Here is a 12912-nt window from a genome sequence, read left to right as displayed (position 1 = left end):
GAGTCGCTAGGAGTATACATAAGTATGAGACTCGTGCGAATGAACATAGTCAACAACGCTGCAGCTTTGAATATGACGAGTATAAATATGTTAGAGAAAAGAGACTTGATTCAACATCAAAGAAAAGTGAGTTAGCAGAAAAAATAGCCAAATCCCCCGCTAGCGCGAGGGATCTTTTAAACGAAATTATTTACTTTTTAAGATGCGCATAATGTCATCAAGTTTTTCTTCGTCTTCTTCCTCTTCTTCTTCGCTATATTCAATACCGAGAATATTCATCAGTTCATCAATACGGTCTAAACAGGTATCAACATACTGCTGTTCTTGCGCAGTGATAGTTTCGCCATCCTCCAGACGCGCCAAAATGCTATCTAGGCGGTCATCGCTTTCTAGCATTTCCAACTCTTTTTCTGGCGTTAATTTTTCTTTAGCGACTGGCTTCTCTTTCACCACTGGACGCGCTACAGGTTTGTTATCATCCACAACTAATGGAATCGGTTTTTTGCTACCAATACGCGGGTCTGTGGTGGTAGATATCCCACCTTTAGCATTGTTAGAAGCAGATTCTTGGTTACGGCTACCAGATTTATGACCACGATGTTTTTTCTCGCGCTTACGCTCACGGCCTTCCGCATTTATCTCTTCTTTAGTTTTACGGTATTTTTTCTTTGGCTTAGCAGCCGGTTTTTTTGGTGCATTCATGGTCTGATACCTTGATAAAGTCAGTTTCTGCTGCGAAATCTAGCAGGATCCCATAAAGGGGGAAAGCACTAGTTTGCAATTTCAGCGGATTTTTTACTCCACCCTGCCTTCGCAATAGTACTTTAATGATTATACCTTAAATAATTTGAGTTGCATGCAAGTAACAAGACGGGAAAGCCATCTGAAGGGGGATTAATCTTCCAAGTGGTTTTACCTAAAAAAATAGAGAGCCATCTTGAGAAATATTCTAAATAATTCAAGTTGTGGCTAGGCGTCAATCGCGGTTATCTCGGGGAGCATACATAAGTATGTGACCCGAGTAGCCGAGTGAAGACAACAACGCCACAGCTTGAAGTATGACGAATATTAATACGCTAAATAGTTTGAGCTGTAGCAAGGCGGCAAGAGTTGCTAATCCCTAGGAGCATACAAAAGTATGTGACTAGGGTTAGCAAACGCAGCCAACACCGCTACAGTTCAAAATATAAAGCGTATTTTAGGCGTCGACGAGCACCATTTTTAGTAGAAACATCGCCGCGACTAAAATCACACACAGGCCTAGGTCACGCCAGCGACCAGTACCAATTTTCATTGCACAGTAAGCAATAAAGCCCAACGCAATACCTTCAGTAATCGAGAAACTAAATGGCATCATCACTGCAGTAATAAATGCGGGTACAGACTCAGTTAAGTCATCCCATTTCACGCGAGTTAGGCTTGATGTCATCAACACGCCCACGTAAATCAAGGCTCCCGCAGTTGCATAAGCTGGAACCATACCGGCAAGAGGTGAGATAAACATGGTCAATAGGAATAAAACACCAACGACGATCGCGGTTAAACCTGTACGCCCACCAACAGAAACACCAGAAGAACTTTCAATATAGGCGGTGACAGAAGATGTCCCCATCGCTGAACCTGCAACAGAGCTCAAGCTGTCCACATATAACGCTTGCTTCATCCGTGGGAAAGTTCCGCGTTCATTTGTGATACCCGCTTTGTCAGTCACACCTATCATGGTGCCTGATGAGTCAAACAGGTTTACTAACATAAAGGCAAAAATCACACCGGATAACGCTAAGTCTAAAGAGCCAGCGAAATCAACCTGCCCGACGACACTCGTGATACTTGGCGGCATTGAGAATATTCCAGAATATTTCACATCCCCCAGAGCTAGGCCAATCAAGGTGGTCACTGCAATAGAAACTAATACCGCGGCATGAATATTACGAGCCGCTAAGATTGCAATAATAAAGAACCCGAGGGCTCCCAACCAAACATTATGGTGAGTCAAATTACCGATAGAGACTAACGTGTCTGGATTAGCGACAATAATACCGGAGTTTTTCAGCCCCATCATCGCAATAAATAGGCCGATACCACTGGTGATCCCGACGCGAAGACTAAGCGGGATATTGGCGATAATCCAATAACGGATACGGAATAATGTCAGAATAAATAACCCGACTGCCCCCCAAAATACGGCCCCCATTGCAACTTGCCATGAATAGCCCATCGCGCCAACTACAACGAAAGCAAAAAAAGCATTCAGCCCCATAGCAGGTGCTACTGCAATCGGTAAATTTGCCAACAGCCCCATCAAAATACTACCAATAGCCGCAATCAAACAGGTGGTGACAAACACAGCTTTGATATCCATGCCTGCAACTGAGAGAATTTGAGGGTTAACAAAAACGATATATACCATCGTTAGGAAGGTGGTGAAGCCTGCAACAACTTCTGTCCGTGCTGTCGTGCCGTGCTCTTGCAATTTAAAAACACGCTGAAACAAGCCCTGCGGTTGTGCCGAGCTAGAAGATTGATTACTCATTAGATATTGCGCCCAAAAAAAGTTTTTTTCGCCCTATACTACAATTAAAAATCACAAAAGAAAACGATTGCGTAAACTATAAGAGGCAAAAATGTCCTAACTAACTGATACGCCAAGATGAAATAATAAAAATAAACCAAAATAGTGGAGTGAGGAAATGGTGGATATTTCACCACCACTTTTAATTTAGGAAAGTGCTAACAGTTTTTGTCGGCGCCAAAACAATAAACGATGTTTCGCAGCCATTTTTTGAGGTTGATGTTGCGCACTCAGCTTTGTCGCCACCCTATTCGCAATAATTTCTACCGCAAAACACATAACGAAATAAATAAATGCTACGAATAAGAAAACTTCGAGAGGATAAACCATTTCACGGTTATTCACTTGGGTTGCTAAGAAAGAAAGCTCCGCAACACCAACAACATAAGCCAACGAGGTATCTTTAATTAATGCTACCCACTGGTTAATAAATGAAGGAACCATCATACGTAAGGCCTGTGGCAATACGACATTCCACAATACCTGCCAGCGGCTAAATCCCAAGGATAACCCTGCCTGCCACTGCCCTGTTCCTATCGCTAAAATGCCAGCTTTCACGGCATGAGCCAAATATGCAGAAGTAATTAATGCCAATGCACAGACGACTGTTGCAATACCCGGAATTTCCATACCCAATAAGATTGGCAACAGAAAATAGGTCCAAAAAATTAACATAATGACCGGAATTGCACGGAAAAAACCTAAAATCGCAGCAAATAGGTTAACCCAGAAGCCCCGCAGCATGGCTAAAGCTATTCCACCCAATGTTCCTAATACAATAGAAGCCGCACCGGCAAGTAAACTAATGACTAACGTCAGTGCAGCGCCTTCAAGTGGCCCATCCGGAAAAGTACCAAACAATAAATATTGCCAATTCTGCTCAATAATCGAAAAATCCATCTTATACCCCCTGAGCCAAATTACGCTGTTGACGCCACTGGCCCCAACCTTCCATTACCGCAATAATGGCAATATACAAAACGGTTGCCACACCAAATGCAGCAAAGGTTTGCAGTGTCTGGCTATCAACCTGGCGGGAGACATAAGACAATTCTGCGACGCCTATCGCCATCGTTAATGATGAATTTTTTACCACATTCATATATTGGCCCAGTAGTGGAGGCATCGCGATTTTAACGGCTTGCGGTAATACCACCAGTTTCATGGCCTGCCATGAGGTTAGCCCTAAAGCAAACGCAGCATATTTCTGTCCCTGACGAACGCCACGGATCCCAGCACGAATTTCTTCAGCGATAAACGGCACGGTATAAAGGGTCAAACCGATAAAACCGGCTAAAAATTCAAATGACGGCCAACCCACTGTGATTCCAAGTAAATGGACTTCATGGGGAGTATTGAGCCATTCCATTGCAGCAGAGGGTAAAATTTCACCAGAAGCGAAATACCAAAAGAATAACTGCACCAACAAAGGCGTATTTCTGAAAATAGAGATGTAGATACTCACAGCCCAACGCACAAGAGTAATTTGGCTATCCTTTGCTGATGCAACTATAAAACCCAATACAGTGGCTGCAACAATGGTACAAATCGAGATCCAAATAGTGATCAAAAAGCCGTAGCCAAACCATTCTAAATACTGCGGTGCCAAGAAATGGGCAGACCAAAAATCACCATTTAAAAATTTTTCAAACATTGTTCACGACCTATTGCCTTCACAGCTTGTGATTAAAAACTCATCCTTTATAACCAAGAACCCCACACAGAGTGCGGGGCTTCAAATCACTGAGTACTTACCGTTACCCATTAAGACTGTGGCTGTTGCTCACTCAGTGGTGCGAATTTAAAGTCTCCGCGTGGCTGCGCAGCTTTGGTATCTGGCCCAAACCAGCGGTTATAGATCACCTCGGCTTTACCTTCTTTCTCCAGTTTCAACAGTGTTTCGTTGACGTTTTCAACCAAACGCGTTTCACCTTTGCTTGCTGCCAATGCTTGGTATTCTTTCGTCAGGCTAAATGGGGAAATCTCAAAATCTGCTTTCACTTTTTCAGGTAAATTACCTAATAAGCCCACCAGTTTTGCATCATCTTGTGTGATAGCTTGGACGTTACCATTACGCAGTGCAGCGAAAGCTTGTGGGGTATCGTCATAAGAAATCACTTTAGTCTCAGGGAACCGCTCACGCAGAGTCACTTCCTGCACAGTACCTTTGTCTGCGCCAATACGCAGTGGTTTGATGTCGTCAGGTGTTTTTAATACGCCTTTACGGGCAATAAATTTTTGGCCTGTCGCAAAATCAGGAATTGAGAAATCAACTTGTTTTGCGCGTTCATCTGTAATGGTGAAGTTAGCACCAATCAAGTCAACTTTACCTGAAGTTAGAAGTGGAATGCGATTTGCTGGATTAGTTGGACGAAGCTCAAGTTTTACCCCTAGGCCATCTGCAATTTCTTGCGCAATATCAACATCATAACCCGCTAATTTTTTAGTTTGTGGGTCAATAAAACCAAATGGTGGGTTACTATCAAATACTGAAATGCGGATCACACCCGCTTGTTTGATATCATCTAATTTATCTGCGCTAGCGACATTCGCTGTCAGCGCTAAACCTGTAAGTAAAACAGTCGTTAGAATACGAGCTTTCATTGAACACCCCTGACGGTAAATTTTTGTAAATCGACCATCACAAGCTATCAACTATTGCTTAGCACTTGAAATAATATTAAATAATATATTTATAACAAAATAGAATATAAAACCACACAAAAAAGGGGCAAGCTTTGTACAAAGGCCCCAACATGGTTAAACCATCAATAGACTCTTATTGAGCAAGAAGAAAGTCGGTATAAAAATCTTAAGCTAAATTTTTAGATGCTTTGTACCTGAAAATATACGCCAATAGTCATTAAAGAAATAACTGTTCAAACGTATCAATGCTCTAAATAGTTCGTATTGTGGCTAGGCACCAAGCTAGGATATTTCGGGGAGCATACATCAGTATGTGCCCCGAATCGCCGAGCGAAGCCAACACCGCCACAGCACGAAATATGACCAGCGTTTATGCTCTAAATAGTTCGTATTGTGGCTAGGCGGCAAGCAAGGATATCTCGGGGAGCATACACCAGTATGTGACCCGAGTAGCCGAGCGAAGCCAACACCGCCACAGTACGAAATATGACGAGCATTTATTTGTTCGTTAGCATCTTTTCAAGACTATCCCCACCCACATGACGGAAATCTTGCCCCTTCACATAGTAGAAAATAAACTCACAGATATTTTGGCAGCGGTCACCGATGCGCTCAATTGAACGTGCGCAGAACAATGCCGTTAATACACTTGGGATCGTCCGAGGGTCTTCCATCATATAGGTCATCAATTGGCGTACGATGCCCTCATACTCTTGGTCAACTTTCTCATCTTCACGGTAAATACGAATGGCTTCTTCGAGATCCATTCGTGCGAATGCATCTAATACGTCATGTAGCATTTGCACTGTATGGCGGCCTAATGATTCTAAGCTCACTAACAAGGGCTGATGTTGATGAGAGAATTTTTCCAATGCAGTTTGGCAAATTTTGTCTGCAACATCGCCGATTCTTTCCAGCTCAGCAATGGTTTTTGAAATTGCCATAATCAGGCGCAAATCACTCGCCGTTGGTTGGCGTTTCGCGATGATCTTAACGCATTCTTCATCAATGGCCACTTCCATCATATTGACTTTATGGTCATTTTCGATAACTTCACGCGCTAAGGCTTCATCCTGATTATGCATGGCCGTAATGGCTTTGGTAAGCTGTTCTTCGACCAGCCCCCCCATCGTCATCAATTCAGTATGGATATGTTCCAGTTCAGCATTGAACTGCCCCGATATATGTTTGTTGTGATTCAGCGTATCCATCGTCGGCTCCATATCAACCGTAGCGGCCAGTAATATAATCTTCAGTTTGCTTCATTTCTGGGGTAGTAAACATTTTGTCAGTATGATTAAACTCAACTAACTCCCCTAAATACATGAAAGCCGTATAGTCAGAACAGCGTGCTGCTTGTTGCATATTGTGGGTAACAATTACCACGGTGTATTCTGACTTTAATTCACTAATCAGTTCTTCAATTCGACCGGTTGAAATTGGGTCAAGAGCAGAACAGGGCTCATCCAACAATAAAACTTCTGGACGAATAGCAATACCACGAGCAATACAGAGACGCTGTTGCTGCCCACCCGACAAGCTATAACCACTTTGGTGTAGCTTATCTTTGGTTTCATTCCATAATGCAGCCTTTGTTAACGCCCACTGCACACGTTCATCCATTTCTACACGAGATAATTTTTCAAATAAACGCACACCAAATGCAATATTATCGTAGATTGACATCGGGAATGGTGTTGGTTTTTGGAAAACCATTCCGACTTTCGCACGCAATAACGCGATATCTTGTTTATCTGTCAGGATATTTTGACCATCCAGTAAAATTTCACCTTCTGCGCGCTGCTCGCCATACAATTCATACATTTTATTGAAGGTACGTAATAACGTCGATTTACCACAGCCTGATGGGCCGATAAACGCAGTGACTTTATTTTTTTCAATGTCTAAAGAGATATTTTTCAGTGCGTGAAACTTGCCATAATAGAAGTTGAGGTCACGTACTTTAATTTTACTATTTGCAATATCGTTTGCATTAATCATGGTTTGCTTTTCTCTCTAAATCTTTATTTATCTGGCGCTTAGTGTTTTTTCTGTGCGAACACAACACGTGCAATGATGTTAATGAGCAGGACACATAGGGTAATTAAAAGAACCCCAGCCCATGCAAGCTCTTGCCATTCGGAGAATGGGCTCATTGCAAATTTGAAGATTGTCACTGGTAAGTTAGCAATTGGTTCGCTCATATCTGTACTCCAGAACTGATTTGACAGAGAAGTAAACAGAAGCGGTGCGGTTTCCCCAGCAATACGCGCAATTGCAAGCAAGATCCCAGTGATAATCCCTGACACAGATGCTTTTAGCGTAATAGATAAAATCATTTTCCATTTTGGTGTGCCAAGTGCATAAGCGGCTTCACGCAAGCTATCCGGAACTAATTTCAACATGTTTTCAGTGGTTCGGATAACAATTGGAATTTGCAGCAATGCAAGCGCCACAACCCCAGCCCAACCCGAGAAGTGCTGCATTTGAGCAACCACAATGGTGTACACAAACAACCCTACAACGATAGACGGAGCTGATAATAAAATGTCATTAATAAAGCGGGTGACTGAAGCTAGCCATGACTTACGGCCATATTCTGCTAAATAAATTCCCGCTAAAATCCCTAAAGGCGTACCAATAACTGTCGCCCATAAGATTAATAAACCACTACCTACGATGGCATTTGCCAGCCCGCCACCTTCAGTATTCGGTGGTGGAGTCATTTCAGTAAACAGATTGAGGGACATGCCATCAATCCCTTTAGTGACTGTAGAAAACAAAATCCACACTAACCAGAACAAGCCGAAAGCCATGGTTAACATTGAGACAAATAGAGCCATTCTGTTAACTTGACGACGCCACGCTTGACGGCGTGCTCGTTCTTTTTCATTCACTGCGATAGGTTGAGATATCGACATATTAACGGCCCTCATTCTTCGCAAGACGCATGACCATCAACTTGGAAATCGCTAACACAATAAAAGTGATAACAAACAGGATAAGTCCAAGTTCCATCAAGGCCGAGGTATGTAAACCGCTCTCTGCTTCCGCAAACTCATTTGCCAGTGCCGAGGTGATACTGTTACCTGGCATAAACAGTGATGCGCTATCAAGTTGGTAAGTATTACCAATCACGAACGTCACCGCCATGGTTTCACCCAATGCACGGCCAAGGCCTAACATCACTCCACCGATTACCCCATTGCGGGTATACGGCAGCACGATATTCCAAATCACTTCCCATGTCGTACAACCAATGCCGTAAGCTGACTCTTTCATCATCACAGGCGTTTGTTCAAATACATCGCGCATCACTGACGCAATGTAGGGAATAATCATAATCGCGAGGATTATCCCCGCTGCTAAAATACCGATCCCGAATGCAGGCCCTGAAAATAATTCACCGACAATCGGCACACTCGACATCACATTACCAACTGGCTCTTGGAAATATTCTGCAAACAGAGGAGCAAAGACAAATAACCCCCACATCCCATAAACGATACTTGGGATAGCAGCAAGAAGTTCAATCGCGATACCAAGAGGACGTTTTAACCAATTGGGTGCCAGTTCTGTTAGGAACAGTGCTATACCAAAACTAACGGGAACGGCGATAATCAGAGCAATTAACGATGTAACGATAGTGCCGTAAATAGGCACAAGAGCACCGAATTCTTCAGCCGGTGCATCCCATTCTTTGGTCCACAAAAACGAAAACCCAAACTTTTGCATACTTGGCCAAGATGCAAAAATAAGGGAAATAATAATACCTCCGAGCATTAACAAAGTGATGAGCGCGGCAATCTTTACCAGTGCACTAAAAATCACATCACCTGATTTGCTGGGAGCTCTAAATGCCGTTGTTTTCTCGGCCATGCGCTTTGTTCTCATTTCATTCCTGCTCTTTTCTACAGGATTGCGTTACAACGATGAGCGGGTAAGCCCTGTTCCTCAGCACTTACCCGCCATTTCCAACCCTAAGTGCACTTAGAAAACCTAAGTTCACCTAGAATAATGCTTTACCTTGGCTATCTTTAACTTCTGTTTTCCATGCTGCACGTACTGCGGTCACGACTTCTTGAGGTAAAATTGCGTAATCTAATGCCTCAGCTTGTTTACCACCTTTATCATAAGCCCAGTTGAAGAAGTCAAGAACCGCTTTGCCTTTTTCCGCATTCGCTTGCTGCTTGTGAACTAAGATAAATGTGGTTGAAGTAATCGGCCATGCATTCGCGCCATCACGGTTTGTTAAATCTTGTGCAAAAGATTTAGACCAGTCAACTTTCTTCGCTGCGGCACTGAAACTTTCACCCGTTGGTGAAACCGCCTCGCCATCAGCAGAGATTAATTTAGTATACGCAAGGTTGTTCTGTTTTGCGTATGCATATTCAACATAACCGATAGAACCTGGTAGACGCTGTACGAAAGCTGCAACGCCATCATTACCTTTACCACCTACGCTATTTTTCGGCCAGTTAACGGTAGAACCCGCGCCAACGTCTGATTTCCAGCTTGCACTGACTTTAGCAAGGTAGCTGGTGAATACGAACGTGGTACCAGAACCGTCAGAACGTCTAACAACTGCGATAGCTTGGTCTGGCAAACTAACATTTGGGTTCAATTTAGCGATTGCTGGGTCATTCCATTTGGTAATTTTACCTAAATAGATGTCACCTAATGTGTTGCCATCTAAAGTCAGTTGTCCTGACTCAATTCCTTTTACATTAACAGCCAGTACCACACCACCGATAACAGTTGGGAACTGGAACAAGCCATCTTCTTTTAATTTTTCATCAGTTAATGGGGCATCAGATGCACCGAAATCAACTGTTTTTGCATTGATTTGTTTGACACCACCAGAAGAACCAATCCCCTGATAGTTTACTTTATTACCTGTTTCTTTCTGATAAGAGTCTGCCCACTTCGCATAAACAGGAGCAGGAAAGGTCGCGCCAGCTCCGGTCAGGCTGGTAGCAGCAAAAGAAGACATTGCAGTCAGAGATAAAGTTGCTGCCATTACGCTTGCTAAGGTGGTACGCGTCATTTTCATAATCCCTCCGGGGATGTATAGAAACAATCAAGTATGAAATTGTTGGGTGTATGTCACGGTAGGAAAAATAGGACAATTTAGTTACGACAACATGTCGTTTTTATGACAGTTTTATGACAATTGCTGATTTTTTCACTAGCGAGGAAACAAAAACGAAGATGAATTAGATTTTATATTATAAAATTCAAATAGTTAAAAAACTATTATTTCAAAGCTGACGTCAAAAAGAAAAATGACAGACTGTCATAAAAGCGAAAAATATTTTTATCCTGCAACCATAAAATAATACTCAAAACAATTTGTGTTGCAGCTAGGCGGCAAGTGAGGATATCTCGGGGAGCATACACAAGTATGTGACCCGAGTAGCCGAACGCAGCCAACAACGCTGCGGCGCAAAGTGTGAAGAGTATTTAGCTCGGGGAGCATACACAAGTATATGACCTGAGTAGCCGAACGCAGCCAACAACGCTGCGGCACAAAGTGTGAAGAGTATTTAGTCTTCTTTCTCTTTAAGAGGCAGCAAAGCCCTAATCGCAAACCCACCACGCTCACTCTTATGGATCTCAATGCTCCCTTCATGAGCATCGACAATTCGGCGAATAATCGCTAGCCCTAGCCCTGTGCCTTTGTTGCTACGAGCTTTTTCACCCTGTACAAATGGCTGGAACAGGCGATGAATATCTTCTTCTTTGATACCTGCACCGTCATCTTCGACTTGGAACCAAACGGAGTCTTCCGTTTTTCCACTACTGACTTTGATCCAGCCATTACCATAGCGATAAGCGTTAACAATCATATTGGTAATCGCGCGTTTAATTGCTAATGGGTTACCATTAACAATCATTGAGCCAGGCTCAAGTGCGGTTTCAATTTCACCGATGACATTACTTTCTGAGTTCACCGCTTCCATTAAAATAGCGTTAAGGTCACAGAATTCCATATCCATTTCTTGACCTGTTTTCAGATAAGACATGAATTGGCCGATGATCGCATCACATTCTTCAATATCTTTATTAATAGATTCAGCCAGATAGCTATCTTCTGGGCTCATCATTTCTGTCGCTAAACGAATACGGGTTAAGGGAGTTCTTAGGTCATGACTTACCCCTGCCATTAAGACAGTTCGGTCATTTTCTAAGGTTTTAATCCCTGCAGCCATGTGGTTAAAAGAACGAATAGCAGCTCTAACCTCAGTGGCGCCTTTTTCCTGCATTGGGGGTAAAATTACCCCTTTGCCGACTTCACCTGCGTGGTATTCCAATTCAAGCAACGGCTTGTTCTGGTAGCGTATATACAACCATACCCCTGCAAAAATGGTGAGAAAAATTGTTAATGTATAGCGAAAAACAAGGGAGAACTGGTTTTGGCCGATTTCAGTCAGTGGAACTCGCACCCAAATATCAGGTGCGAGATAAGACGTTAGCCATAGAATGGGGTATTCTCGGCCTAATTCAAGGTGAACACTCGCCTTACCACCAATATATTCCGACATATGTTCACTTAGAAAATCATACTCTTTTGCCCAATTCAGTCCTTCTTCCATCGCCGCTGAATGTGCATAAAAGGTAATTCCTAATTCATTGTAGATTTTCTTACGCAACGCGGGAGATACCCGCACTGAGGTTCCATCTTGTAGAACCATTTTCTCTGTCATTAATGTTCTTACTTCGTATGCCAGTACCTTGTTGAATTGCTGTAAGCTAGGCATTACAACAAAATTCAACACGACCATATAACTGGTTACGAGACTCGCAAACAGTAAGGCTACAAATAAAAATAACGAGCGAGAAAATGTACTACGCCTTGAGAACCTCAGTCGCTTCATGCTTTACTTCCATCAGGAACAAACACATAGCCCAAGCCCCAAACCGTCTGGATATAACGAGGGTGTGCTGGGTCTTCTTCAACCATGCGGCGTAAACGTGAAATTTGAACATCGATTGAACGTTCCATCGCACTGTATTCACGACCTCGCGCTAAGCTCATTAACTTGTCACGAGATAACGGTTCCCTTGGGTAAGAAACCAACACTTTTAACACCGCGAATTCACCGCTGGTTAATGGCATATTCTCATCACCTTGGAACATTTCTCGTGTCCCAAGATTTAATTTAAATTTACCAAAAGTAATTATCGCATCATCTTGAGATGGCGCACCCGGTAATTCATTAGCTTGGCGACGTAAAACCGCACGAATACGAGCTAGCAATTCCCGTGGATTAAAAGGTTTTGGAATATAGTCGTCCGCACCGATTTCTAAGCCAACGATGCGATCAACTTCTTCGCCTTTCGCTGTTACCATAATAATAGGAATTGGGTTATTTTGACTACGTAAGCGACGGCAAATTGATAAGCCATCTTCACCCGGTAGCATTAGATCTAAGACGATCAGATGAATAGATTCTCTTGTCAGGATTCTGTCCATCTGTTCTGCGTTCGCGGCACTCCTTACCTGAAAACCCTGCTCAGTGAGGTAACGTTCCAGCAGTGCACGTAAACGCATATCATCATCGACGACAAGAACCTTATAACTTTCCTGCATTTTGTAGCCCTCAAGATGTGCATCTTTCAAATTATTTTTTTAATGAATGTAAGTAAAACAATATTAATGCTCACTAATTTACCACTAACGTAGGATTTAA

12 protein-coding genes are annotated in these 12912 nt (G+C 42.9%); all 12 read right to left on the bottom strand.

The annotated features are described in order from the left end of the window. Positions 1–186 precede the first annotated feature (186 nt). Entirely contained in the window at positions 187–702 is a 516-nt protein-coding gene (gene yihI, locus FVA72_RS01275) for a Der GTPase-activating protein YihI (protein ID WP_004262811.1), read from the bottom strand. Between the two features lie 496 nt (positions 703–1198). After that, on the bottom strand, positions 1199–2533 hold the full coding sequence (locus tag FVA72_RS01270) for an NCS2 family permease (protein ID WP_110592685.1): 1335 nt from the start codon (positions 2531–2533) through the stop codon (positions 1199–1201). Between the two features lie 186 nt (positions 2534–2719). Then, positions 2720–3472, bottom strand: coding sequence for an amino acid ABC transporter permease (locus FVA72_RS01265; protein WP_110592686.1), 753 nt, complete (start codon positions 3470–3472; stop codon positions 2720–2722). 1 nt (position 3473) lies between these two features. Then, the gene (locus tag FVA72_RS01260) at positions 3474–4226 is read right to left on the bottom strand and encodes an amino acid ABC transporter permease (protein ID WP_004262824.1); all 753 of its coding nucleotides are present in this window, start codon (positions 4224–4226) and stop codon (positions 3474–3476) included. A 110-nt stretch (positions 4227–4336) separates the two neighbouring features. Next, on the bottom strand, positions 4337–5176 hold the full coding sequence (locus FVA72_RS01255; RefSeq protein ID WP_004262826.1) for an ABC transporter substrate-binding protein: 840 nt from the start codon (positions 5174–5176) through the stop codon (positions 4337–4339). A 539-nt stretch (positions 5177–5715) separates the two neighbouring features. Continuing rightward, a complete protein-coding gene (gene phoU / locus FVA72_RS01250; protein WP_036958602.1) occupies positions 5716–6429 on the bottom strand; it encodes a phosphate signaling complex protein PhoU in 714 nt (237 codons plus the stop codon). A gap of 13 nt (positions 6430–6442) precedes the next feature. Then, positions 6443–7219: a phosphate ABC transporter ATP-binding protein PstB gene (gene pstB, locus FVA72_RS01245; RefSeq protein WP_004262838.1), complete on the bottom strand. Its 777-nt coding sequence runs from the start codon at positions 7217–7219 to the stop codon at positions 6443–6445. A gap of 38 nt (positions 7220–7257) precedes the next feature. Next, positions 7258–8139 (bottom strand): phosphate ABC transporter permease PstA, encoded by an 882-nt coding sequence (gene pstA / locus FVA72_RS01240; protein WP_036958603.1) that lies wholly within the window; start codon positions 8137–8139, stop codon positions 7258–7260. 1 nt (position 8140) lies between these two features. Further along, positions 8141–9097, bottom strand: a complete 957-nt coding sequence (gene pstC, locus FVA72_RS01235; RefSeq protein WP_004262847.1) for a phosphate ABC transporter permease PstC — start codon at positions 9095–9097, stop codon at positions 8141–8143. Between the two features lie 130 nt (positions 9098–9227). Next, entirely contained in the window at positions 9228–10271 is a 1044-nt protein-coding gene (pstS, locus tag FVA72_RS01230) for a phosphate ABC transporter substrate-binding protein PstS (RefSeq protein WP_004262850.1), read from the bottom strand. Positions 10272–10764: 493 nt separating this feature from the next. Beyond that, a complete protein-coding gene (gene envZ / locus FVA72_RS01225; protein WP_036958604.1) occupies positions 10765–12096 on the bottom strand; it encodes a two-component system sensor histidine kinase EnvZ in 1332 nt (443 codons plus the stop codon). After that, positions 12093–12812 (bottom strand): osmolarity response regulator transcription factor OmpR, encoded by a 720-nt coding sequence (ompR, locus tag FVA72_RS01220; protein ID WP_004266122.1) that lies wholly within the window; start codon positions 12810–12812, stop codon positions 12093–12095. Before ompR ends, envZ begins: the two co-directional genes overlap by 4 nt. Positions 12813–12912 lie beyond the last annotated feature (100 nt).

This window comes from Providencia sp. PROV061, from assembly GCF_011045655.1.
Taxonomy (GTDB): domain Bacteria; phylum Pseudomonadota; class Gammaproteobacteria; order Enterobacterales; family Enterobacteriaceae; genus Providencia; species Providencia hangzhouensis.
This window is presented reverse-complemented; position numbering and strand designations above follow the sequence as displayed.

Excerpts from the sequence above, each read along its gene's own strand:
- FVA72_RS01270 (WP_110592685.1), bottom strand. The coding sequence starts at position 2,533 with ATGAGTAATCAATCTTCTAGCTCGGCACAACCGCAGGGCTTGTTTCAG.
- pstS (WP_004262850.1), bottom strand. The coding sequence starts at position 10,271 with ATGAAAATGACGCGTACCACCTTAGCAAGCGTAATGGCAGCAACTTTA.
- pstA (WP_036958603.1), bottom strand. The coding sequence starts at position 8,139 with ATGTCGATATCTCAACCTATCGCAGTGAATGAAAAAGAACGAGCACGC.
- envZ (WP_036958604.1), bottom strand. The coding sequence starts at position 12,096 with ATGAAGCGACTGAGGTTCTCAAGGCGTAGTACATTTTCTCGCTCGTTA.
- pstB (WP_004262838.1), bottom strand. The coding sequence starts at position 7,219 with ATGATTAATGCAAACGATATTGCAAATAGTAAAATTAAAGTACGTGAC.
- pstC (WP_004262847.1), bottom strand. The coding sequence starts at position 9,097 with ATGGCCGAGAAAACAACGGCATTTAGAGCTCCCAGCAAATCAGGTGAT.
- FVA72_RS01265 (WP_110592686.1), bottom strand. The coding sequence starts at position 3,472 with ATGGATTTTTCGATTATTGAGCAGAATTGGCAATATTTATTGTTTGGT.
- phoU (WP_036958602.1), bottom strand. The coding sequence starts at position 6,429 with ATGGATACGCTGAATCACAACAAACATATATCGGGGCAGTTCAATGCT.
- yihI (WP_004262811.1), bottom strand. The coding sequence starts at position 702 with ATGAATGCACCAAAAAAACCGGCTGCTAAGCCAAAGAAAAAATACCGT.
- ompR (WP_004266122.1), bottom strand. The coding sequence starts at position 12,812 with ATGCAGGAAAGTTATAAGGTTCTTGTCGTCGATGATGATATGCGTTTA.
- FVA72_RS01255 (WP_004262826.1), bottom strand. The coding sequence starts at position 5,176 with ATGAAAGCTCGTATTCTAACGACTGTTTTACTTACAGGTTTAGCGCTG.
- FVA72_RS01260 (WP_004262824.1), bottom strand. The coding sequence starts at position 4,226 with ATGTTTGAAAAATTTTTAAATGGTGATTTTTGGTCTGCCCATTTCTTG.